Consider the following 22,527-nt stretch of genomic DNA (forward strand, 5'->3'; position numbering starts at 1 on the left):
GGGCCATGCAGTCCATCGAGACCCTGGGCAGGCTCAAGGTCGCGGCCGCGAAGCGTCGCCGCGAGGGGGCGTTCTGGCGCGCCCAGCTCGCGGCGCTGCCCGAGCGCACCAGCTTCCCGTCCGACGTCCAGTCCGACACTCCGCCCGGCTTCCCGTCCGACACGCACGGTGGCTCGGCAGGGGAGGCGGCGCGCGCGGTGACCGCGCTCGACCTCGGCCCCGAACTGACCGCCAGACTCGGCAAGCTGGCCCGAGGCCAGGACATCGCCCTGCGTTCCGTGCTGATCGCCGTGATAGGCGCGTTGCTCCAGCGTTACGGCGGCGGCGAGGAGTCCGTGCTGGCCACCGCTCCCGTCCCCGTGCCCGGCAGTCCAGCGCCGCTGGCCTCCTCGCTGGTGCTGCGGCTGCCGGTCACCCGGGACACCACGCTGCGCGGGCTGCTGGGCGAGGTCGGGGACCGGCTGCGGGCCGCGATCGAACACCAGGACTACCCTCTTGAGCTGCTCGCCGCCGAGTTCGGGACCGCGGCGGCGGAGGGGGACGACCCTTTCGCCGACGTGCTCGTGGACGCGGTACGCGACGAGGCGGATCCCGCCGGGCGGCCCGGCTTCCCGCTCGCCTTCGCCTTCGTACGCGGGCAGGCCGGGCTGTCTCTGGAACTGCGGCACCGGACCGGCACGCACGGCCCCGGCGCCGCCCGGCGGCTTCTCACGCACTGCGTGATGCTGCTCGACCAGGCCACCGCCTCGCCCGACACGGCGATGGCCGCCTTCGACCTGCGGTCCGACGACGATCTGGCGCTGATCGACGAGGCGAACGACACGGACGCCGCCTTCGAGGACACGGTGCGGCTCGACGAGCTGTTCAGCCGCCAGGTCACCGCGACCCCTGACGCCGTGGCCGTGGTGGGCGACGGCTTCCTGCTCACGTACGCCGAGCTGAACGCGCGCGCCAATCGCCTGGCGCACACGCTGCGCGCCCGCGGAGTGGGCCGCGACGACCTCGTGGCCGTGCTGGCGGATCGCTCGCCGGAGATGCTCGTCGCCGTCTACGCCGTGCTGAAGGCGGGGGGCGCGTACCTGCCGATCGACCCGGGCAACCCGCGCGACCGCATCGCGTACATCCTCCATGACAGCGCCGCCCGCCTCGTCCTCACCCAGCCCCGCCACCAGGAGCTGGTCGGCGACGGCGTCGCCGTCCTGGACCTCATGGACGAGGGGGCCTACGCGCAGGAGGTGAGCACGCCGCCGGTCGAGGGCGGCGCCCGCGACCTCGCGTATGTCATCTACACCTCGGGTTCGACCGGTGCTCCCAAGGGCGTGCGGATCGAGCACCGGTCGGTGGTCAACCGCATCGGCTGGATGCAGAAGGCGTACCCGATCGGCTCCACGGACGTCATCATGCAGAAGACGCCCACGTCGTTCGACGTCTCGGTGTGGGAGCTGTTCTGGTGGACGTTCGCGGGGGCGTCGGTGTGCCTGCCCGAGCCCGGCGCGGAGCGGGAACCGGAGGCGCTGACCGCGGCGGTCGAGCGGCACGGCGTCACCACGATGCACTTCGTGCCGTCCATGCTCGGGGCCTTCCTCGACTTCGTCGCGGGAACGGGTGAGCAGTGGCGGCTGGGCACCTTGCGGCAGGTGTTCGCCAGCGGCGAGGCGCTGGCGGCCCACCACGTGCGACGCTTCCACGAAGTGGTCACGGGTTGCCGGCTGATCAACCTGTACGGGCCCACCGAGGCGGCCGTCGACGTCACCCACTACGCCTGCCACGGCCGCGAGAACATGGTGCCGATCGGGCGGCCGGTCGACAACACGCGCGTCCACGTGCTCGACGCGGACCTGCGACCCCAGCCCGTCGGCGTCCCGGGGGAGCTGTGCGTCGCCGGGGTCCAGCTGGCCCGCGGATACCTGTGTCGCCCCGAACTGACGGCCGAACGCTTCGTCGCCGCGCCCCAAGCGGGCGAGGAGCGCGTCTACCGTACGGGGGACCTGGCCCGCAGGCTGGCCGACGGCGGCATCGAGTACCTGGGCCGCATCGACCACCAGGTCAAGCTGCGGGGATACCGCATCGAACCGGGTGAGATCGAGGAGCGGCTGCGGCAGCACGCCGCCGTGAGGGACGCCGTCGTCATCCCCCGGGGACAGGATCATCTGTGCGGTTACGTCGTGGCAGCCGAGCCCCTGCCCGAGGATGAGCTCAAGGAGCACCTGAGGCGCACGCTACCGGAGTACATGGTCCCCGCCCGCCTCGTCACGCTCGCCGCGTTCCCGCTCAGTCCGAGTGGCAAGCTGGACCGCCGCGCGCTTCCCGACCCCGGCGAACCTGCCCGCGCGGTGGACCACGTCGCCCCGCGCACGCCGCAGGAGGCGGACCTGGCCCGCGTCTGGGCCGAGGTGCTCGGCGTCGCATCGGTCGGTGTGCACGACAACTTCTTCGCGCTCGGCGGCAACTCGATCCACTTCGTCACCGTGCTGGCCAGGGCACGCGCGTGCGGCCTCGACTTCACCTTCCAGCAGCTCTTCGAGAATCCGACCATCGCGAGTCTGGTCGCTCTCGCGCGGGACGCGGATCAGGCGACGCGCCCGCTCGGGCCGTTCGAGCTGCTGACGCCCGAGGACCGGGCGAAGATCCCGGCCGGGGTGGTCGACGCCTATCCGATGACGCAGCTCCAGGCGGGACTGGTCTTTCAGAGCGAACTGTCACACAACACAGTCGAATATCACGACATCATCAGCTACACGATCCAGAGCTCGTTCGACGCCGGCTGCTTCGAGCGGGCCGTCCGGCACATCGTCGCCGCGAACCCGATCTTCCGTACCAGCTACCACCTCACCGGCTACAGCGAGTACCTGCAAGTCGTCCACGAGGACGCGCCGGCACCGCTGTACATCGCCGACCTGCGCGGAATGAACGAGGACGAACAGGACGCCTGGTACCACGTATGGGCGGAGCGGGAGAAGGCTCATCGCTTCGTCTGGACCGAGCCCGGTCTCGTCCGGTTGCACGTGCACGTGCTCGGCGACGACCTGTTCCGCTACACGCTCAGCCAGCACAACTCCGCGCTGGACGGCTGGAGCATCACCCTGGTGCACACCACGCTGTTCGACGCCTACTACCGGCTGCTCGACGGACGGCCGCTGCCGGAGGTGGAGCCGGACGGGTACGCGCGCGACTACGTCTCGCTGGAGCGCCGCTCCCTCGCCGACGAGGGCCACCGTTCCTACTGGGCGGGCGTGCTCGAAGGCAGCACCTTCACCGAGGTACCCCGCACGAGGGAATCGGCGTCGCCGGACGTCTTCCCCGTCGTGTTCCACGAGGTGGAGTTCCCGCGCGGCCTGTCCGACCGGATCGTGGCGCTGGCCGGGGCGCTGTCCGTGCCGGTCAAGAACGTCGCGATGGCCGCGCACGTCAAGGTCCTCTCCCTGATCACCGGCGAGCGCGACGTCATGACCGGGTACGAGCACAGCGGCCGGCCCGAGGCGGAGGGCGCCACCCGCTCGATCGGCCTGTTCCTCAACACGGTGCCCTTCCGGGTGCGCACGGGCGAGGGCTCCTGGGAGAGCCTCGTGCGCGACGTCTACCGGGCCGAGGTCGAACTGCTTCCCGCGCGGCGATACCCGATGGCGCGGATGAAGCACGACCTGGGGACACAACAGGCGCTGTTCGAGACGGCCTTCAACTTCACGCACTTCTATCTGCTCAGGGAGTTGGAGGCGCTCGACGGCTTCTCCCTGCTCGACGTGCGGGCCAACTCGGAGACGGAGTTCGTGCTGCGTGCCGAATTCTCCCGGCACTTCATCACCGACGAGGTACGGCTCAGCCTGCACTACCACGCCCACCTCTTCGAGCCCTGGCAGGTGGCGCGGATGGGGGCGTACTACATCGCCGCGTTCGAGCAGATGACAGCCGATCCGGCCGCCCTCCATCACCTCGCCGATCTGCTGCCCGGCGAGGAGAGCGCGGCGCTGATCACGATGGAACAGAGCGAGAGTGTCCTGCCGAAGCTGGCAGACCATTATCGGGCGCGGGTCGTCGACGAACACGGCCTGCGGGTGCCCTTCGCCACGCCGGGGCGGATCGTGCTGATCGCCAACGGGACCACGATCCCCACCACAGGTGTGTACGGACGCCGCATGCCCGGCGGCCTTGAGTTGTTCCAGGCACCCCGAAGCCTGACGTTTCACCGTTTCGAAGAGCGGAGTGCCGCAGGGGAGACGGGCCGTCACCCCAGCCGTCACCCCAGCCGTCACCCCGGCCCTCGCCCCAGCCGTCGTCCCACCGGAGCGGTGGGACCGCGCATCGCGGAGGTGTGGTCCAGGGTGCTCGACGTGCCGCTGGAGCAGATCACCCTCGACGGCAACTTCTTCGAGCTCGGCGGCAGCTCGCTGTCGGCCATGCGGGTGGTCATGGAGCTGGAGGGGCTCGTGTCGCTCACCGACCTGATGCGCAACTCCACCCTGGGACCGCTGTGTGAGGTGGCCGAGGCTCGTCTTCGCTCGCTGTCGGCCGACCCCGACCTCGGTCTGCTTCGCTCGCTGTCGGCCGACCCCGACCGAGCCCGGTCCGTCCTCGTGTGCTTTCCCTACGCGGCCGGCAACGCCGTCAACTTCGAGCCGCTGGCCACCGCCCTCGACAAGGCGGGCGCCGACGTGGCCGTCTATGGCGTGGAGCTGCCGGGCCACGACCCCGGCCATCCGGACGAGCCCTTCCTGCCCATCGAGGAGGCGGCGCGGCGGGTGGTGGAAGAGATCCGCGGTCTCGCCGACCGGCCCGTGGTCCTCTGGGGCCACTGCGTCGGCTCGGCTCTGGCCATCGAGACCGCACGCCTGATGGAAGCGGCCGGAATCGCGCCGCTCCACGTCTTCGTGGCCGGAAAGCTGCTGCACGACGCCCGGACCACTCGCGAGTCCATGGAGCGGGTGGACGCGATGACGGATGAGGACATCGTGCGCTGGCTCGTCGAGGCGACCGGGTACTCCGGGCTCGACGTGCTCTCACCCGAGCAGGCGGCCTTCGTCACCAGGACGTTCCGGCACGACTCCGGCTCGGCCAACGGCTATCTGCTGGCGGCGGCCGAGCGAGGGCCCGTGGCCAGGCTGCGCGCGCCGCTCACGGTCGTCCATGCCTCGGACGATCCGCTGACCCCTGACCACCGGCGGAGGTACGAGGACTGGTCGCTGTTCGCCGATCGGCCGCGGCTCGTGGAGCTCGGGCCCTTCGGCCACTACTTCTGCCGGACGGCCCCGGACGCGGTGGCCACACTGCTGCACGGGTTGGCACCACGTACGAAAGACCAGCCGGTTTCATTTACGGAAGATCAACGGAGCGAAGCGCACTGACATGACCACCACGAACACCCCCCAGGCGGTCACACCGTTGACCCCCGGCCAGCAGTACCTCGCCGGAGCGAGGAGCATGGTGCCGTTCCTCGCCTCGGCCATTCCCATGGGCATCGCCGGAGGCGTACTCGGACTGTCGAGCGGGCTCTCCGGCTGGGCGACCCTGGGCCTGGCGATGGCCGTGAACTCCGGCACCGCCCAGTTCGTCGGCTTCGCCCTCATCGCCGGCGGCACGGGCTGGGCCGCGATCATCCTCACCACGCTCATCCTGGGGCTCCGGATGCTCCTCTACTCCACCATCCTGATCCCGTACATCAAGGAAGTGCCCCAGCGGTGGCGGGTGCTGCTCGGGTTCGGGCTGATCGACGAGGTCTTCTTCGTGGCGATCGAACGGCTGAGGAAGGGCGAGCTCACCCACAACAAGCACATGTTCTTCCTCGGGGCGTCCTCACTGCTGTACGTCACCTGGATGCTGTGCACGGCGATCGGCATGTCCCTCGGCTCGGCCGTCCCGGACGTGCGGGGGCTCGGACTGGACTTCCCGGTGACCGCCATGTTCATCGCCATGCTCGCGATCGGGCTGGCGAACTGGCGCGTGGCCGCGGCCATCTGCGCCGCGGGGGTGACCGTGATGCTGGCGCGGGGCCTGCCGTACAACCTCGGCGTCGTGCTGGCCGCGGTGGTGGGAGCGGTGGTGGGGGCCGCGTGCGAGTACGCGGCGAAGACGAGGACGAAGGAGATCGCCCGATGAGCATGGCGCTGCTGATCCTCGGCATGGGGTTGTGCAGTTTCCTGCCGCGCTACCTGCCGCTGGCCCTCTTCGCCGACAGGGAGATGCCACCGCTGGCGGAGACGCTGCTCAGGTACACGCCGCCGGCCGTGCTGGCCGCACTGGTGTTCCCGGCCGTTCTCGCGCCCTCGGGGAACGGCGTCGAGCTGACCCTGACGAACCCTTATCTGATAGGCGGAGCGGTCACCTTCGCCGTGGGTCTGGTGTCGAAAAGGTTCCTGCTCGTGACAGCAGTCGGAATTGTCGCTTTCTATCTCAGCCGCTGGCTTGTCGGCTGAATGTTATAGGCGTCTTAAGTTTGTCGAAATTCATTTGACACCCGACATCGTTCGGGCGCTTTCGCATGCCTTTTTACCTGCTCTCAACTGGTGAGACATCCTTGACAATCAGCTATTGCGAGATGATCCTGCCGCCGTTAAAGTATGGCCCGCAGGTGCGGACTCGCAATAAAGAGACGGGGCATCTTTCGCGTTCGGTCTGTGCCTCAGGCGAAACGACCAAGAAAGGATGACCGGGTCTCCATGACGACCGTCTCCGCTGAGAAAGAATCACGTGCCTTAAACGTGACCATGCGCGTGCTGAACAGCGTCGAACGCGCCGGTAATAAGCTGCCTCATCCGTTCTGGCTCTTCATCATCCTGAGCGTCGTGCTCATGGCGCTGAGCTGGATCCTGTCGGCGGCCGGAGTGTCGGCGGTCAACCCCGCCGACAAGACGACCGTCGCGGTGAAGAACCTGTTGTCGAGCGAGGGCGTCACGCTGATGCTCGGCGACGCCATCAAGAGCTTCACCACCTTCCCCCCACTGGGCACGATCCTGGTGGTCATGCTCGGCGTCGCGGTGGCCGACAGAGCTGGGTTGCTCTCGGCGGTCCTGCGCCGGGGCGTCTCCCGCGTGCCGGCCCGGTGGGTCACCTTCGCACTCGCCTTCACCGGCATGGTCTCCCACGTGGCCGCCGACTCGGCGTACATCGTGCTGATCCCGCTGGGCGGCCTGGCCTTCTACGCGGTCGGCCGCAGTCCGATCGTCGGCGTCGTGGTCGCGTTCGTCTCGGTCGCGGCCGGCTTCGACGCCAGCCCGGTGGTCACCCCGCTCGACGTCATCCTGGGTGGCATCACCACCGACGCCGCGCACACCATCGACCCGAGCTACACCGTCACCCCGCTGGCCAACTACTTCTTCTCCATCGGCTCGTCGGTCGTGCTGTCCATCGTCATCACCGTGGTGACGGAGACGATCCTCACCAAGCGGGCGGCGAGCATGCCGATCGACGAGGACGCCGAAGTGGGCGACCTCGGCGCGCTGGAACTGTCCGACAAGGAGCGGCGCGGGCTGCGCTGGTCCGGCGTCGCGCTGCTGGTGATCGCCGCGCTGATCGCGCTGTCCATCATCCCGGCCGACTCCCCGCTCCGCGGCGAGGGCGGCAGCCTGGTCACCGGCCCGCTGCTGAACGCGATCTCCGTCATGCTCGGCGTCGCCTTCTGCCTCGTCGGCATCGTGTACGGCCGCGTCGCCGGCACCATCAAGAGCGGCAACGACGTGCCCACGTTCATGGCCGAGGGCATGCGCGAGATGGCGCCGGTCCTCGTGCTGTTCTTCGCCATCTCCCAGTTCCTGGCCTACTTCAAGTGGACCGGCATCGGCACGATCGTCGCCATCAACGGCGCGGACCTGCTGAAATCCGCCGGGATCAACGGCCCGATGATCTTTGTCGGCATCCTGATCATCGTCACCTTCATCAACCTGCTGATCACCAGCGGCTCCGCCCAGTGGGCGCTGGTCGGCCCGGTCTTCGTGCCGATGCTGATGCTGCTGAAGATCTCGCCGGAGGCCACCCAGGCGGTCTACCGCATCGCCGACTCCTGCACCAACGCCCTCAGCCCGATGAGCCCCTACTTCGTGCTGGTCCTCGGCTTCATCCAGCGCTACCGCAAATCAGCCGGCATCGGCACGCTGATCGCCCTCACCATGCCGCTGTGCCTGATCATGCTCGTGGTCTGGACACTGTTCTTCCTGGCCTGGTGGGCACTCGGCATCCCGCTGGGCCCCGGCGTCCCCTCCTAACTCTCCTCACTCTTAGCGAAAGGATCCTTTAGTGACACCGGCTCCCGTGTGGACCCGCCAGGCGCTCCCCTCCATGCTCGACGATCTGCGTATGCTCGTCGAGCTGGAAAGCCCGAGCAGCGACAAACAGCTCCTGGACGGGGCACTCGACGCGATCTTCCGCTGGGCGGTGGACCGCGCCGGGGAGCCGGACGAGTTCACCCGTCACGACGGCGGCCAGTACGGCGACGTGCTGGAACTGACCTACCAGGGCACCGCCCCCGGCTTCGTCCTGCTGGTCGGCCACTACGACACCGTGTGGCCGGTCGGCACCCTCGCCGACTGGCCGTGGCAGATCACCGACGGCGTCATCAGCGCACCCGGCGTCTTCGACATGAAGACGGGCCTCGTCCAGGCGGTCTGGGCGGTACGCGGGCTGCGCGAGCTGGGCCTGCCGCATCCCACGGTCCGCCTGCTGTTCAACGGCGACGAGGAGATCGGCAGCCCGGCCTCCCGCGCCCGCATCGAGGCTGCCAGCGCCGGGGCGCTGGCCAGCCTGGTCTTCGAGGGTGCCATAGACGGCGCGGTCAAAACCTCCCGCAAGGGCGTCGGCATCTTCCAGGTGTCCGTCACCGGGATCGAGGCCCATGCCGGCCTCGATCCCACCGCCGGTGCCAGCGCCATCCACGCCATGGCCGACCTGATCACCCAGATCGCCGCCCTGGGCGCCCCCTCGCTCGGCACGACGGTCAACGTCGGCCTGGTCAGCGGCGGCACCGGCACCAACGTCACCGCAGGTCAGGCGACCTGCGGCATCGACGTACGCGTGTCCGACCCGGCCGAGATGGCCCGGGTGGACGCCGCACTCACCTCGCTGCGCGCCCCCGACCCTCGGGTCTCCGTGGCGCTCTCCGGCGAATGGAACCGGCCGCCCATGACACCCAACCCCGCCTCCCAGGACCTGTACGCCAGGACGTACAAGGTGGCGATCGAGCACGGCTGGGACCTCCGCGAGGCGGGCGTCGGCGGGGCCAGCGACGCCAACTTCATCTCAGCCCTGGGGCGGCCCGTCCTCGACGGACTCGGTCCAGTCGGAGCGGGATCCCACTCGCGGGGGGAGCATGCCATCATCGAATACATCCCCGAACGCACCGCCCTGACCATTGGGCTCATCGCGGGCTTCGCCAGCTAGTCGGCCCGTCACGCGACCTTGGCCGGGTAGCTGGGGCGGCTTGCGCTGTGGGACGTCGGCTTGGACGTCTTCACCCCGACGGCTTCGCTCGTGGCTTCCGCGCTCAACCGCGCTGCGCGCTGACGCGCAGGTCCTGGGGTCGGCGACTCGGCCTCGCCCAGTTGTGGCGCTGGTCCGATCCACGGGTGAATGGCCGAGCCAGTCGTCAACTGTCATGTACAAGTCAGTGATCAGGGTGTTGAGGTCTATCTGATCCTCAACACCCTTTGTCATTTCCCGAACGGCTCAGGGCCTATTCGTCGCTAGGCGCCGTCCTTGTCCAGCAGCCGATCGAGTGTGCGTCCCACGTCGGTCATTCTGCGGTGCAGCGAGTCGAGTCTGCCCACCATCTGCTCCTGAGCGGATGTGAGCTGCTCGAGGGTGTGCCGGCGAAGGCCGGCGATCTCGTCTCCGAGAGCTGCGAAGTCCTGGGACGTCTCCGCCTTGATGCTGGCGATTTCAACTCTTATCCGGGCAACGGCGACCGCCGTTGAGGCGATGGCGGTGTGTATGCCTTCCAGGCATGGGCAGCCGTTCGTCGGGAGGCTCGCATGTTGACGCCGCGCGCGAGGGCCGCGATAGGCCCCATTACGGGAACGCGCTGTCGCTTCGACGGCTGCCGCGCGAAGTTTCGCGCCGCGAGTCTCCGCCTCTTCGTTCATGTACCCCTACCTTTTCGGTAGCTGGAAGGATCCCGGCCTTGGCAGCCGGGATCACTGTGTGTGAGCACATCGTCGCAAGAAGTTGTTGTCGATGACGCACGGTCATCGGAATCCGGGTGTGGTTTTATTCATCACGGTGTGGCAGAGATGCGTCTCAGTCCGATTTTGGGCTCAAGCGAATGTGGCGTGAGTGGGACATTCTGGGACGCTGCGGGCTGGCTGGATTTTGGCGGCGGTGTCGCTTGCTAGGCGCCGGGGGTGCAGTTGTACAGGTGGCCGTAGCGTTTTTGGGCGATGCGCATGAGCTCGGTCATGTCCTTGATTGCGTCCCTGCCCTTGGCGACCTGGGGCAGGAAGATGTCGATCAATCGTGCTTTGCTACCGCAGCGGAATTTCGCGCTCACTTGGTACGGTTGATCGGTGAGTGGTGGGTTGGGCAGGTATGCGGCCATGCCGTCACCGAGGTCGGTAGGGAGCACTACTCCGCTGTTGCTGGTGTAGACCTTGCGCCTGTCATCCATAAGGAAATCAAGATGCTCGCGAGGCATCCCGCGGCCCTCCTGCATCCACCACACCTCTAGAGACCGGGCGGCCGTATCAGGAGCCCGGCAGTCGCCGTTCCTCTCATTGCCGTCGGTTTTCTCGATGAGAGGTCCGGTCATGCCACTGACAAGGCGAAACGCGTGCTCTGGGATGAGCGTGCAGACGTATGGTGCGGAATCTGCGACAGGCTGAGGAACTGGGGCCGGTGTGGAGACGATGGCGTTTTCCGGGGTGCAGGCTGCGGTCAGCGTGAGAACAAGCAGAGCGACGGGCAGATGAGAATGCCTCATTTGCCACCACCGGGCCGAATATCAAGGCCGAGAAGGTCGTCCACTTCAGTGGTTGTGCGGAAGGTGTTTCTGAAACCATTGAGCAGGTCGCTACTTCCTCCGGCTCTGCGGGTCCACTCGAGGAATTTACTGTATTCCTGCGGGCTCATCTTGACGAAGGGCTTGAGCTTCGGGGGAGTTCCGTCGGCGAATGTCTGCTTTTCCAGATCCAGTCTCTCGAGCATGCCTTTGTTCAGCACGGCCGTGGCGAGCATCTGTTCCGCTAGCCTCTCCACCGCCAGTCGGTTATCTGTCACCGTCCGGTATGCCTCGTCCAGCCCCTGCCCGTGTTCGGCCATCTGCTGGGCCACCCGGTTGGCGATCTCGTCATACGCGGCTCCGGCGAGCTTGTCGTAGCTCGTGCTGACCAGCTTGCCGAAGGCTCCGGTGGCCAGTTCGCCCACCTGCTTGGCTCCCGGCACCGGGAGCAGTCCTATCGCGTCGCCCACCATGGCCTTCAACGACTCATCCGCCTTCTTGTCGTCCAGCCCTTGGGCGATCAGCACTTGGCGGCGGACCTCCACGATGTGGGTGAAGGGACGTGCTTCCTCCACAGTCCGGTCCGTCAGGAACTGCACGGCGTCGGTTCTGTCGACCCGCCCATTCTCATTGAGGTCAAACCGTTTGACGTCGGCCTTTGTGAAACCGAGCCGCTCGGCATTGGAAGCGTTGAGACCGACCGGAGGCACACTGTCCAGTGCCGCTCGCATATGTTCGGTCTGTGCTCTCACCAGCGCCTCGAACCCGGAGTCGTGGGAGGTGGCCAGCACTAGCGCATAGTCCATGTCGGAGGCCACGACATTGCCGAAGATCGCATGGTTCAGGGTGAGCTTGGAGAGCTGGTCGACGTTGGCCGAGATGGCGCGGGCCAGGGGGTAGCTCAGGGGAGCGAAACGATCGAACGTCTCTCTGTTCTTTATCTCCAGATTGCCGTTCTCTCCCTTGCCGAAGGCAGGGCGGACCTCATCGGCAACGATCTTCACCATATCGGCGGCCAACCTCTGAGAAGTCGCATCCTGGCCGGTCGTCGCAGTCACCAACATGTCGTTGAACGGCCCGTAGTCCCCCAGATAGCGGGAAGCCCCCCACCGGCTCGTCAGCAGATAGTCCAGCACAGACTCCTGCCACCCGGCCGGCGTGTGGTCCAGCAGGGCATGGGACGCCTCCCGGCTGGATTTCGCCGCCTGGAAAAGATCGTCCACCAACGATGAGCTAGCCTTCGTGCCCGGATTGCCCACATGCGTTCCCGGTCTCAGCATGCTGCCAAGACCCAGTGCACCGGCCAGATCGACTATCGGGACCTGGGCTCCCGCGAACATCCGGCCGAGCAGGTCCTTACTCGCTGCCCATTCGTCTTTACGCTGCTCGAATTCGTAGACGATCACGTCACGCCCGACGACCTCCATGAACTCCTTCGAGTACGGCGGCTTCCCGTCGTGGGCACGCCAGATGAGCGCCTGAGCCTGGTAACCCGTGTACTTCGTGTCGCCGGCCTTCTGCTGGGCCCGGCCCTCCCTCACCAAGTCCTTGAGGAATTCGGCGCCCATGTACGCGGGATTCTTCGGATCGGTTCCCCTGGCCAGAGCCGCGCTCAGCATGCGCAGAGCCTCCTTACCCTGGCTGGAGAGTTGGGCCAGGCGATCGGAGTCCCCGTGAGTCCCGGCGTCGCGCAGTCGCGCGGCGAGCGAGCCCGGCAGCCGCGTCACGCCCTGGGCGCCCAGCGTGCCCAGGAACGCCTTGACGAACTCGGCGTCCCCGGTCCGCGCCGCGTATTTCTTCAGCTCCGCCAGCGCCTTGGCGTCCCCGTCCGCAGCGTTCAGCGCAGCGCGACCGGCCAGGGTGCCGTCCAGTAGGCCCTTGGCGGCCTCCAGGCCGTCGGGCATCTCGAGGAAGCTCCCGGCCGCCGTGCTCATGCCGAAGGTGACCTTCTGCCGCTGCAACTCGTGGACCAGTTTCTGCCGCCGCCGCAGGTCCTCAGCCTGCGTGGTAACACGTCCGGCCAACTGCCGCAGCCGAGCCGCCGGAGAAGTGTCGAGCCCGGCGCCCTGCAATTCGCTGTGCAGGGCCTGCGCCAGCTCTTCCAGTCGCCTGGCGGCCTCGGTGTGCTTGCCCGCCATCGTGTCGAATTCGGCCGGCTTGACCCCGGTGAACTCCGTCATGGCGCGTCCTGAATCGAGGCCAGCTTCTGGTTTGCGCTGTGTACGGCCTGCGTGAGCATGTCCTGCAACTCCCTCCGGTCCGCGTGGACCTGGGAGTCGAACCGGGCGCCCGTGGGACCCACCCACGCGTCGTTCTCCATCAGGCGGCAAGAGGGATCGAGCGCCCACCAGTGCTCGTCCGAAAGCCGCTGGATCCGCTCCGCCACGGCCCGCATCGCCTCGCGGTCGAGGTTGGCCAAGATGATCCCCTTGTACGGCTCGCTGCACCAGAACAGATCAGGAGGCGGCGTCCCTCACGTGGTCACACGGTAATCAACATCGCATCAACAAAACAAGTTTAAGCGCAGTGAAAGGTATGGCGCGTTGGAATTTTGTTATGCAATGAGCTGCTTTGCCCGAACTCGATCTTGTCAGGTGGGAACTGGCTGTGACCTGCGGGTCTTTCCGCCGGCGAGGTGAATCATTGAGGATTCGCTGAAACGGTCGAGATGAGGCCAGCGCGAGATGGTTGACGAGTGCACCGTCACGGACGGGAAGATCATGGCCACCGGGGCAGGCCGGGGCGGGGAACGCAGCTACGCGCCGATTACGCGCTCAAACTCCCGTCGGGGACTGCCTATCGTGGTGGTGGAGTTAAGAGAGACGCCCACCAGCGACGACGAGGGCATTGAGCAGGCCAAGCGATATGCCAGCAAGCTCCAGGCACCTTTCGCCAACGCGACGAACGGGCTCAGGCTCATGAGATCGGCCTCGACGCGGGGCTCAGCACAGAGACCGACGGCCACTCTTTGGCGGACGAATTGTGGGCGATGCCACCAGTCAAAGGGAGCTCGGCGCGTGGCTCACCATCGCGGAATGCTTGCGAGTATCGCTGCTAACCGCTGCGCCCAGCAGGATGCTCTAAAATCCCCGCGGCGGAGTCTGGCCGCTTTACGGATCAAGGGAAGACTCTCCGCATGAGCGGAGAGTCTTCCCTTTCTGCGAACATATTTACAAGTCGAACTCGCCGTCCTTCACGCCGCTGATGAAGGCGCTCCATTCGCCAGGAGTGAAGATGAGGGCCGGACCGCTGGGGTTTTTGCTGTCGCGGACACCTCGGCGTCCTCCGGACAGTTCAGCAACCTCAACGCAGTTGCCGCCGTCGGGCCCCGATCGGGTGGACTTGCGCCAGGTAGCTGTGTCGAGTTCGCGGGTCAGCTTGTCCATCGCTGCAGCGTCTCCTTGATCAGGTCTAGGGATTCGCGTTGGGACAGCGCTTCTGAGCGAATCCCCTCATATCTATATGTTAGGACGCGGACGTCCTCTGGTCGCTCGGTTACTCGACTCATGACGCCAGCGGATTCGACATACGCTGTGTCGAAGACGCCATGTGCCTGCGCGATGGCGAACCCGCCGGCAAGACCGGTCGTGGCGTAGGCCTTGAGGGGAAGAACCTGGATGGTAATCCGGGGAGCTTCGCCATCTTCGAGAAGACGAGTGAGCTGCGCCGACATCACGGCGGGACTGCCGATCGGGCGGTGCAGAACTGCCTCGTCGATCACAATCCACAACAATGGCGGTTTGGGACGCCTAAGGATGCTTTGGCGTTCCATTCGAGCGATCACATGTTCCTCGACCTGTTCGGACGTCACGCCGACATCACCGCTCAGGACCGCCCTGGCGTAGTCCTCGGTCTGCAGCAGGCCGGGCACGACCAGCGGTTCCCAGGTCCGGATCGCCTCCGCCGTGGCCTCCACCTCGAGCCAGGGCCGAAACCAAGGAGGAGCCTGTGCATGACTGACCATCGGCCAAAGCCGCATCAGCGCCCCTTCCGCCTCCAGCGCCTCGTCGCAGTGGCGGGCGAACTCCTCCGTTGGTGACCGTCTGGCTGTCTCGATCATGCTGATTGTGCCGACGGAGTAGGACACCGCTTTCGACAGACGGATCTGGGACCAGCCTCTGGCCTTGCGGTGTCGCCGCAACTCGAAGCCGAATAGTGCGGTCGGTGAGTCAGTAGGGCATAGCTCGCTTTCCTTGGGCATCTGACCTCCAGGGGGATGGCCACCGTTTCAACACGACCTTCAGCGAAACGGTTGATGGCTTATCGAAGTCAATTGACTACTCAATGTAGCCGAGCCTTGGGATGGTTGGAAGGCCGATCGAGGCCGACTTCTCCGGGTGGTGAAGCAATGAAAGCAGCGAGTGCGGAGCCGAGGGTCATCGGCTCGATTCAGCTCGTGGGCATTCGCGAGTCCGTCTCGCACGCCCGCTCCGAAGTGCGCAGATGGCTCGGAGACGATCATCCTGCTGTCGACGACGCGGTGCTGGTGGCGTCCGAGCTCGTGACGAACGCGCTCCGCCACTCCGACGCCAAACCGTACGACTTTATCGGCCTCACCGTCACCGCGACGGACGAGGTGGTCTATGTGGAGGTGCGTGACCCCGGTTCCGCCTTCTCCGGCCCGCGCATCCGGCAGGAGCCGGAGGCGGAGGACGGTCGTGGGCTGCTGATCGTCCGTGAGATTTCCCAGGACTGGGGAACCCGAGAGCACGGTCGTGGGCTTGGTCGTACCGTCTGGTGCGCCATCCGGGCCGTCCCATCTTCCCCAAACCCCTCAGCCCCCGAACCGGTCTCCGGATCGGTCAGTGGGTGTGGCCCTGGCTGAACGCGCAGCCAGCCCAGATCAGGCGGCTCCTCCTTCTCGAGGAGGGGGAGTGGGGGAGCCGCCGCAGAACGTCCGGCAGGGATCTTCCCCCCGTGGCTCCAGGCCGGGCAGGCCCCCGATGAGTGCACCCGCTTCGGCCCTCATCGGGGGTCATCCGCAGACTGCAAGGAGGGCCTGTGGGCGGTCACAGTAAGTGGCAGCCGGTCCGGCGTCGCCGCCTCACCGGCGAGGCGAACGACCTGACCATCAGCTTCCTTTGCACCGGGCTGCGTGATCTGGATCTGACGACATCGAACGCGCCTGCCTCTAGGTGAGAAGCACCTGGCCGAGGACATGCTCGCCGATGGCCGCCATGCTGGGGTTATCGGCTGAGTGGGCGGCCAGGGCAGTGCCCATGGCAAGGGCCCAGCCCCTTGCGCGCTCCCAGGTCATCTCGTCGGCGTCGACGCGTGATCGGAAGACCTCGCGCGCGTTCTCGTCGAACACCAGCCACGCGGCGGCCAGGTCGGTGGCGGGGTCGCCGCTGGTGAGATCGCCGAAGTCCAGGACAGCCGCCAGCCCTTCCCCGTTGAGCAGGAGGTTCGCTGGATGCGGGTCGCCGTGGAGCCAGAGCGCGGGGCCCTGCCACGGCGGCAGGGCGGCCAGCTTCTCCCAGAGGGGAAGAAGCTCGGCTGATCGGGGAATGGACCGCAGGCGCTGCCGTACCGCTTCGTCGCGGGCGGTGAGCGGGACGCCGCGGACGGGGTTGCGCGGCGCGTCAGGTGGTGCGGGCCGGTGGAGGCCGGTCATGAAGTCAGCCAGTGGGACAGCGATGCCAGAGCGGTCGCACGGTGGCACGTCGGCGACCGTGCGGCCGTCGAACCAGGGTGCGATCGTCCACGGCCAGGGGTAGCCCTCGCCAGGCACGCCGGCCCTGACAGGTAGGGGTATCGCGACTTCGACGTGCTCGGCCAAGACGGGCAGCCAGCGTTGCTCGTTGACGATGAGATCGACGGCGACCTGGCGGCGCGGCAGGCGTACGCACAGATCCGTCCCGAGACGGTAGATGACGTTGTCCCAGCCGTTGGCGACGAGGCTCAGCGGGCCCGCCAGATCCGGGTGCTGCGTGCGGATCAGGCGGTCGACGATGTCGTCGTTGATGTCGGCTTCCGCCGCCGGGGTGGTCACGCCGCAACGATAGTGCTGGTGCCAGTCCCAAGAGCGGCCCTCTGCTCGTCTGTGTGGTGAGTCTCGATCGGTACGTGCGATGCCTCAAGGTGGTGAGTGGGAGGCAGGCGGGCGGGCAGTACGTACGGTCAGGCAGCGAAGACCTGGGCGTCGTCAGCGAACGCCTTGAACTCCAGGGCGTTGCCGGCCGGGTCGAGCAAGAACATCGTCCACTGCTCGCCGGCCTGCCCGGCGAATCGCACATAGGGCTCGATCACGAACGGGACGCCTGCCGTACGGAGCCGGTCGGCCAGCGTGTGGAAGTCCTCGATCGTGAGGATCAGGCCGAAGTGCGGCACCGGGACGTCATGGCCGTCGACCGGATTGTGGATCTGCTGAGTCTGGGCCGGCGCCAGGTGGGTGACGAACTGATGGCCGTACATGTTCCAGTCGATCCAGGTTTCGGCACTGCGGCCCTGCCGCAGGCCGAGTACCTCGCCGTAGAAGCGGCGGGCGGCCGTCAGGTCGTCGACCGGCATGGCCAGGTGGAAGCGCGGGATCGGGGAGTTCAACACGCTCATGATGGGTGGGGCCTCTCTGCTGAAGGAGGAAATGTCCTAATGTTGACATTACGCCAGTGTGCGGGAGTTTGTTAACATTGAGACAATCAGCGGAGGGCAAAGGGTCATGGGTGAACAGGGCACAATGGCTCCCGCCCGCCGTCGAGGGCTGGCCGACGAGGTCGCCGATCGCGTTCGGGAGGCCATCTTCGGCGGCGTGTACGCCCTTGGGGCCCAGTTGCGCGAGGTCGAACTGTCCCAGGCGCTGGACGTGAGCCGTGGCCCGGTACGCGAGGCGCTGCTCCTGCTGGAGCGCGAGGGACTGGTCCGCAGCCAGTGGCATCGCGGCGCCACGGTGATCACCCTGTCCCCGCAGGACATCGCCGAACTGGACAGCCTGCGCGGCGCGCTTGAGCACCTGGCCGTGCAGCGGGTGGTCGGCCACGCTTCCGAAGAGGACCTTGCCAAGATCGACAAGGTGGTCGACGGCATGGGGCGCGCAGCGGACGCGCACGCGATGGTCCACTGCGACCTCGCGTTCCACGACGCGGTCTACGACGCCGCCCACCACCGGCGCCTGAGTGAAGCCTGGCAGGCGATCCGCTCACAGATCCACCTGTTCCTGCTGACCCGGATCGGCCGCAGCTCCGACGGCTACCTCGAGCACATCGCGGACGAACACCGTCTGCTCGCGGACGCCCTGCGTGCCGGCGACGCCGACGCCGCTTTGGAGCTGTTCGCCGTCCACCGTCACCATGCGGCCCAAGTGCTCACCGCTCACGACCTCCCGCCGGGGCAGGAGGATCAGAGCGTCGTGGGGTCCACGGCGAAGCGGTAGCGCACATCGCTCTTCAGTACGCGCTGGCGGTTGTTAGTGAACGTTGCGTTTCTATGGGATGAATCGTATGCTCCTTAGAGAACGTTTCGTTCTCTAAGGAGCGTGTCATGGGTCTCGTGCTGCCGGGTCTGCTGCTGGCGATGCTGCTGGGTGCGCTCGACCAGACGATCATGGCGCCCGCCCTGCCCGCCGTGGCGGGGAGTCTCGGCGGGCTGGATCAGATGCCGGCGGTGATCAGCGCCTACCTGGTCGCCGCGACCGTTGTGATGCCCCTGTACGGCAAGCTCGGCGACCGGTACGGGCGTAAGCCGATGATGCAGGCGGCGATCGTCATCTTCGTCACCGGTGCCGTGCTGTGCTCGGTGGCCGCCTCGATGCCGCAGTTCATCGCATTCCGTGCGGTGCAGGGCATCGGTGGTGGCGGGCTGATGATCGGAGCGCAGGCGATCATCGGGGAGGTCGTCAGCCCGCGTGAGCGCGGTCGCTATCTGGGTCTGATCGGTGCCGCGTACGTGGTCGCAGCGGTCGGTGGACCGCTGCTGGGCGGGTTCTTCATCGACCGGCTCAGCTGGCGGTGGATCTTCGCGATCTATCCGCCGCTCGGGCTGCTCGCCCTGGTCGTGCTGACGGCGACCTTGCGGCTCCCCAAGCCCGAGTTCACGGTCGAGAATCGCGCGCCGATCGACTTCGCCGGTGCGGTCACGTTGGCGGTCGCCGTGGTCGGTGTGGTCATGCTGGGACAGACCAGGAACCTGGCCTTCCTCGCCCTGGCCGTCGCGGGCGGGGCGGCGTGGCTGGTGAGCGCCCGGTACGCCGCCGATCCGATCCTGCCGCTGCGTCTGTTCCGCGACCGCGCCTTCGCCGTGCCCGTGGCGATCAGCCTGCTCATCGGATTCACCCTGTTCGGGACCATCGCGTACATGCCCGCCTACCTGCAGATCGCCCTGCGCTCCACCGCCACCCAGGCGGGCCTGCTGGTGACCGCGCTCATGGGAGGCGTGCTGACCACCACCATCGTCTCCGGCAGGCTCATCACCAGGACGGGGCGCTACAAGCCGTACCCGGTGGCGGGCACGGCGCTGACGGCGGCCGGGCTGGCGCTGCTCGGGATCGTGGGCGACCGCGGGGGAGCGGTGGCGATCGCCGCCGTGATGCTGCTGATGGGGCTGGGCGTCGGGCTGGTCATGCAGGTCATGGTGCTGGCCGCGCAGAACGCCGTCGACTACGCCGATCTCGGCACCGCGACCTCGGCGGTGACGTTCATGCGGCAGATCGGCGCCTCGGCCGGGGTCGCGTTGGTGGGGGCGCTGATCACCTGGAGGTCCGGCATCACCGCCACGGAGGCGGCCGACCTGCCCGGCAGCGTGCGGGACGCCTTCGCCACGGCCGTGCCGCCGGTGTTCGCGGCCATGGCGCCGCTGCTCGTCGTGGCGTTCGTCCTCGCGTTCGCGCTGCCGGCTCGACCGCTCCGCACCACCGCCTACGCCGAGGAGAACCAGTGACAGTCGAGGAGAGCCGGTGAACAGCCGAGGCGGACCGAGCGACGGTCGAGGAGAGCCGGTGAACAGCCGAAGAGAACCAAGTGAAAGGCGATCAGGAGCAAGTGAAAGCCGACGAGGACCGAGTGAAAGCCAAGGAGGGCCAGTGAAATTCGTAGCACCCCTGAACGCCTTCGGCCGCGGCGACCTGGCCCTGGCCGGAGGCAAAGGCGCCAACCTGGGCGAGCTCGTCAAGAACGGTTTTCCCGTCCCGGGCGGCTTCGTCGTGACCACCGCCGCCTACGACCTGGTCGCCGACGGGCACGACACCCGTACGTACTTCGAGAACGTGGACATTCCCCCGCACCTGCGCGAGGCGATCACCGGCGCCTATGCCGAGCTCGGCGGCGGGCCCGTGGCGGTTCGGTCCAGTGCCACCGCCGAGGATCTGCCGGGGGCGGCGTTCGCCGGGCAGCAGGACACCTACCTCAACATCGTGGGCGCGGAGGCGGTGGTCGACGCGGTCCGCCGGTGCTGGGGCTCGCTCTGGACCGAGCGGGCCGTCGCCTACCGCGAGAAGCGGGGTGTCGACGCGGCCGAGGTTCGCATCGCGGTGGTCGTGCAGCGCATGGTCCAGTCGGAGGCGGCCGGCGTGCTGTTCACCGCGAACCCGGTCACCGGCGACCGTACGCAGATCGTCGTGGACGCGAGCAGCGGGCTCGGCGAGGCCGTCGTCTCGGGACTCGTCACGCCCGACCACTACGTGCTCGACGCCTCGGGGCGGGTCACCTCCTTCACGCCGGGCCGTCGCGAGGTGGTCATCCGCGGTACGGCCGGCGGCGGCGTCGTACACGAGACCGGAGACCCCGCCACCGGCGAGGCGCTGCCCCGCGCGGCGCTCGCTGAGCTGGCCCGGCTGGCGAGCGAGGTCGCGGCTCGGTTCGGCCGCCCGCAGGACATCGAGTGGGCGTACGCGGGCGGCCGGGTGAGCCTGGTCCAGGCCCGCCCCATGACCGCGCTCCCGCCGCCGCCCGTGGGGTCGCTCAACCCTGCCCAGCGCAAGGTCGGCAGCGTTCTGCTTGAATATCTGCCCGTACGCCCCTATCCGATTGATATGACGACCTGGCTGCCGTACGGTCCGGCGGGCATGATGGCCAAGGTCGCGGCGGCCTTCGGCATCAAGGGGGTGTTCGAGGATTTTCTGCAGGAGGAGGACGGTGTCGTCTACCGGTTGGTGCCCCGCTCTCCGCGTGTGACAGCCGGTCTCCTGGCTATCCCGTTCCGGCTCGTCCGGCGGGCCAGGCGCTACGATCCCGCCCGGTGGACGGAGGATCCGCGCTTCCAGACCTTCCTCGCCGCGAACCGTGAGCTGGCGGCCCGTGATCTGGCCTCGATGCCCTGGCCGGAACTGATTCGGGTGCCCAGACAGGCACTGGACCTGGTCCGGCCGGTGACGGACCTGCGCACCGACTACCTGCCTGGCACCGGGCTCGCCCTGTTGCGGCTGCTGGTGGCGGTCAAGCTGTTGCGGCGCGGCGCGCTGTTCGGCGAGCTGATGACCGGCGCGCGTACCCGCACCTCCGACGCCAATCAGGCGCTGGAGGAGCTGGCCCAGGAGGCTCGGGCGACCGGAGCGCTCGACGCGGATCCGATGCCCTCCGGCTTCGCCGCGAAACTGCGCGACTTCCTCGCCGAATACGGGCACCGGGAGACGGTGACTCCGATTCTGGCCACCCCGCCCACCTGGGGTGAGGCCCCGGAAATCGTCCTCGGAACGATCAGGGTGCTCGCGGCCAAGCCGCCCGCTCTCGCGACCGCCGCGACCGCCGCGTCCGCCGCGGACGGGGCGGCGGCGGAAGCGGGAGCGAGCGGGGCTGCTACAGGAGTGGGAGTGGGCGGAGCGGCTGCGGGGGCGGGCAAGGCGACTCTGGGAGCGGGCGGGGCGTTCGAGCGGCTGCTCCGTCACCCCCTGCTGCGGGCCGGGCGCTGGAGGGTCCGGGTCGTGCGCTGGGTCGAGGCGGCTCGCGCGGGTCACGCCTTCCGCGAGGACAGCCACTTCTACTTCACGCTCCCGCTGCCCATTCTGCGCCGGGCGCTGTTGGAGATCGGAGCGCGGCTGCGGGACGCGGCCGTGCTCCAGCGGCCCGAGGACGTCTTCCACCTGCGGCTGGAGGAGCTGGAGTCGATCAAGGGCCTGGCCGGCTCCGACGAGTGCCCCGATGGCCTGCGGGCGGTCGTGCGGCAGCGGGCGGCCAAGCGGGAGGAGCTCTCGGGCGTGCGGCTCATCGACCCGCGGGCGATCTTCCCCGTCCGTGACGCGGGCGACGCGATCGTGACCGGGACACCCGCGGGCGGCGGCAGCGCCACCGGGCCGGTCAAGGTCATCCGGGATCCGGCCGAGTTCGGCAGCCTGACGAGCGGGGACGTGCTCGTCTGCCCCTACACCAACCCGTCGTGGACCCCGCTGTTCCAGCGTGCGGCGGCCGTCGTCGTCGACACCGGAAGCGCCGCCTCGCACGCCGCGATCGTCGCCAGGGAGTACGGCATCCCGGCCGTCATGGGTACGGCCGGAGGCACGTCCACGCTGGTCGATGGGCAGGTGGTGACCGTCGACGGGGACGCGGGCACCGTCGTCATCGCCCACTCAAGCGGGAATGCGGACCCTGCGGGCTCAGACGGGGATGCGGCCACGGCAGTCTCTGGCGGGGATGCGGCCGTCCCGGGCTCAGGTGACGGCGCGGGCACGGTCACCGCGGCCTCATAGG

General features: G+C 67.8%; 17 protein-coding genes. 9 read left to right on the plus strand and 8 right to left on the minus strand.

Annotated elements, in window-relative coordinates; all coding sequences use genetic code 11:
- The first annotated feature begins 5 nt into the window (after positions 1-5).
- The 5 genes from AB0J16_RS07355 (at position 6) to AB0J16_RS07375 (ending at position 9,363) form a co-directional block, all read left to right on the plus strand.
- On the plus strand, positions 6-5,339 hold the full coding sequence (locus AB0J16_RS07355; RefSeq protein ID WP_358535608.1) for an amino acid adenylation domain-containing protein: 5,334 nt from the start codon (positions 6-8) through the stop codon (positions 5,337-5,339).
- Between the two features lies 1 nt (position 5,340).
- Positions 5,341-6,090 (plus strand): AzlC family ABC transporter permease, encoded by a 750-nt coding sequence (locus AB0J16_RS07360; protein ID WP_358535610.1) that lies wholly within the window; start codon positions 5,341-5,343, stop codon positions 6,088-6,090.
- Positions 6,087-6,407 (plus strand): AzlD domain-containing protein, encoded by a 321-nt coding sequence (locus tag AB0J16_RS07365; protein WP_358174246.1) that lies wholly within the window; start codon positions 6,087-6,089, stop codon positions 6,405-6,407. The genes AB0J16_RS07360 and AB0J16_RS07365 overlap by 4 nt, the downstream gene beginning before the upstream one ends.
- Before the next feature lie 291 nt (positions 6,408-6,698).
- Positions 6,699-8,192: an AbgT family transporter gene (locus AB0J16_RS07370; protein ID WP_225290779.1), complete on the plus strand. Its 1,494-nt coding sequence runs from the start codon at positions 6,699-6,701 to the stop codon at positions 8,190-8,192.
- Positions 8,193-8,223: 31 nt separating this feature from the next.
- Positions 8,224-9,363, plus strand: coding sequence for a M20 family metallopeptidase (locus tag AB0J16_RS07375; protein ID WP_358535612.1), 1,140 nt, complete (start codon positions 8,224-8,226; stop codon positions 9,361-9,363).
- 302 nt (positions 9,364-9,665) lie between these two features.
- Here AB0J16_RS07375 and AB0J16_RS07380 read toward each other — a convergent pair whose 3' ends face one another.
- The 6 genes from AB0J16_RS07380 to AB0J16_RS07405 all read right to left on the minus strand — a co-directional run bounded on the left by AB0J16_RS07380 (position 9,666) and on the right by AB0J16_RS07405 (position 15,116).
- Positions 9,666-10,064 (minus strand): hypothetical protein, encoded by a 399-nt coding sequence (locus tag AB0J16_RS07380; RefSeq protein WP_358535614.1) that lies wholly within the window; start codon positions 10,062-10,064, stop codon positions 9,666-9,668.
- A gap of 245 nt (positions 10,065-10,309) precedes the next feature.
- Positions 10,310-10,726 (minus strand): hypothetical protein, encoded by a 417-nt coding sequence (locus AB0J16_RS07385; RefSeq protein WP_358535616.1) that lies wholly within the window; start codon positions 10,724-10,726, stop codon positions 10,310-10,312.
- Between the two features lie 167 nt (positions 10,727-10,893).
- Positions 10,894-13,095: a hypothetical protein gene (locus tag AB0J16_RS07390; protein ID WP_358535618.1), complete on the minus strand. Its 2,202-nt coding sequence runs from the start codon at positions 13,093-13,095 to the stop codon at positions 10,894-10,896.
- Positions 13,092-13,334 carry a hypothetical protein gene (locus tag AB0J16_RS07395; RefSeq protein ID WP_358535620.1) on the minus strand — a complete coding sequence of 81 codons (243 nt, stop codon included), beginning with the start codon at positions 13,332-13,334 and terminating at the stop codon, positions 13,092-13,094. The genes AB0J16_RS07390 and AB0J16_RS07395 overlap by 4 nt, the downstream gene beginning before the upstream one ends.
- 751 nt (positions 13,335-14,085) lie before the next feature.
- Positions 14,086-14,301: a DUF397 domain-containing protein gene (locus tag AB0J16_RS07400; RefSeq protein ID WP_358535622.1), complete on the minus strand. Its 216-nt coding sequence runs from the start codon at positions 14,299-14,301 to the stop codon at positions 14,086-14,088.
- Positions 14,289-15,116 carry a helix-turn-helix transcriptional regulator gene (locus tag AB0J16_RS07405; RefSeq protein WP_358535624.1) on the minus strand — a complete coding sequence of 276 codons (828 nt, stop codon included), beginning with the start codon at positions 15,114-15,116 and terminating at the stop codon, positions 14,289-14,291. Before AB0J16_RS07405 ends, AB0J16_RS07400 begins: the two co-directional genes overlap by 13 nt.
- Positions 15,117-15,263: 147 nt before the next feature.
- Between AB0J16_RS07405 and AB0J16_RS07410 the strand changes: the two genes are divergently transcribed.
- Positions 15,264-15,740, plus strand: coding sequence for an ATP-binding protein (locus AB0J16_RS07410; protein ID WP_358535626.1), 477 nt, complete (start codon positions 15,264-15,266; stop codon positions 15,738-15,740).
- Positions 15,741-16,046: 306 nt separating this feature from the next.
- Here AB0J16_RS07410 and AB0J16_RS07415 read toward each other — a convergent pair whose 3' ends face one another.
- Both AB0J16_RS07415 and AB0J16_RS07420 read right to left on the minus strand, forming a co-directional pair.
- Positions 16,047-16,907: an aminoglycoside phosphotransferase family protein gene (locus tag AB0J16_RS07415; protein WP_358535628.1), complete on the minus strand. Its 861-nt coding sequence runs from the start codon at positions 16,905-16,907 to the stop codon at positions 16,047-16,049.
- 128 nt (positions 16,908-17,035) lie between these two features.
- Positions 17,036-17,467: a VOC family protein gene (locus tag AB0J16_RS07420; protein WP_358535630.1), complete on the minus strand. Its 432-nt coding sequence runs from the start codon at positions 17,465-17,467 to the stop codon at positions 17,036-17,038.
- Positions 17,468-17,573: 106 nt separating this feature from the next.
- On the opposite strand from AB0J16_RS07420, the gene AB0J16_RS07425 reads away from it, so the two are divergent.
- The 3 genes from AB0J16_RS07425 (at position 17,574) to AB0J16_RS07435 (ending at position 22,526) form a co-directional block, all read left to right on the plus strand.
- Positions 17,574-18,284: a GntR family transcriptional regulator gene (locus tag AB0J16_RS07425; RefSeq protein ID WP_358535632.1), complete on the plus strand. Its 711-nt coding sequence runs from the start codon at positions 17,574-17,576 to the stop codon at positions 18,282-18,284.
- A gap of 107 nt (positions 18,285-18,391) precedes the next feature.
- Complete coding sequence (locus tag AB0J16_RS07430) at positions 18,392-19,786, plus strand: MFS transporter (RefSeq protein WP_358535634.1); 1,395 nt, start codon at positions 18,392-18,394, stop codon at positions 19,784-19,786.
- Between the two features lie 142 nt (positions 19,787-19,928).
- On the plus strand, positions 19,929-22,526 hold the full coding sequence (locus tag AB0J16_RS07435; protein ID WP_358535636.1) for a PEP/pyruvate-binding domain-containing protein: 2,598 nt from the start codon (positions 19,929-19,931) through the stop codon (positions 22,524-22,526).
- Position 22,527: the final 1 nt, after the last annotated feature.

The organism is Nonomuraea sp. NPDC049750, assembly GCF_040659625.1.
In the GTDB taxonomy this organism is placed as follows: Bacteria; Actinomycetota; Actinomycetes; order Streptosporangiales; family Streptosporangiaceae; genus Nonomuraea.

What these genes read in the sequence shown, in the direction of transcription:
- AB0J16_RS07385 (WP_358535616.1), bottom strand. Translation starts at nt 10,726, where the DNA reads ATGACCGGACCTCTCATCGAGAAAACCGACGGCAATGAGAGGAACGGC.
- AB0J16_RS07425 (WP_358535632.1), top strand. Translation starts at nt 17,574, where the DNA reads ATGGGTGAACAGGGCACAATGGCTCCCGCCCGCCGTCGAGGGCTGGCC.
- AB0J16_RS07355 (WP_358535608.1), top strand. Translation starts at nt 6, where the DNA reads ATGCAGTCCATCGAGACCCTGGGCAGGCTCAAGGTCGCGGCCGCGAAG.
- AB0J16_RS07410 (WP_358535626.1), top strand. Translation starts at nt 15,264, where the DNA reads ATGAAAGCAGCGAGTGCGGAGCCGAGGGTCATCGGCTCGATTCAGCTC.
- AB0J16_RS07380 (WP_358535614.1), bottom strand. Translation starts at nt 10,064, where the DNA reads ATGAACGAAGAGGCGGAGACTCGCGGCGCGAAACTTCGCGCGGCAGCC.
- AB0J16_RS07365 (WP_358174246.1), top strand. Translation starts at nt 6,087, where the DNA reads ATGAGCATGGCGCTGCTGATCCTCGGCATGGGGTTGTGCAGTTTCCTG.
- AB0J16_RS07420 (WP_358535630.1), bottom strand. Translation starts at nt 17,467, where the DNA reads ATGAGCGTGTTGAACTCCCCGATCCCGCGCTTCCACCTGGCCATGCCG.
- AB0J16_RS07370 (WP_225290779.1), top strand. Translation starts at nt 6,699, where the DNA reads ATGCGCGTGCTGAACAGCGTCGAACGCGCCGGTAATAAGCTGCCTCAT.
- AB0J16_RS07405 (WP_358535624.1), bottom strand. Translation starts at nt 15,116, where the DNA reads ATGCCCAAGGAAAGCGAGCTATGCCCTACTGACTCACCGACCGCACTA.
- AB0J16_RS07400 (WP_358535622.1), bottom strand. Translation starts at nt 14,301, where the DNA reads ATGGACAAGCTGACCCGCGAACTCGACACAGCTACCTGGCGCAAGTCC.
- AB0J16_RS07390 (WP_358535618.1), bottom strand. Translation starts at nt 13,095, where the DNA reads ATGACGGAGTTCACCGGGGTCAAGCCGGCCGAATTCGACACGATGGCG.
- AB0J16_RS07430 (WP_358535634.1), top strand. Translation starts at nt 18,392, where the DNA reads ATGGGTCTCGTGCTGCCGGGTCTGCTGCTGGCGATGCTGCTGGGTGCG.
- AB0J16_RS07360 (WP_358535610.1), top strand. Translation starts at nt 5,341, where the DNA reads ATGACCACCACGAACACCCCCCAGGCGGTCACACCGTTGACCCCCGGC.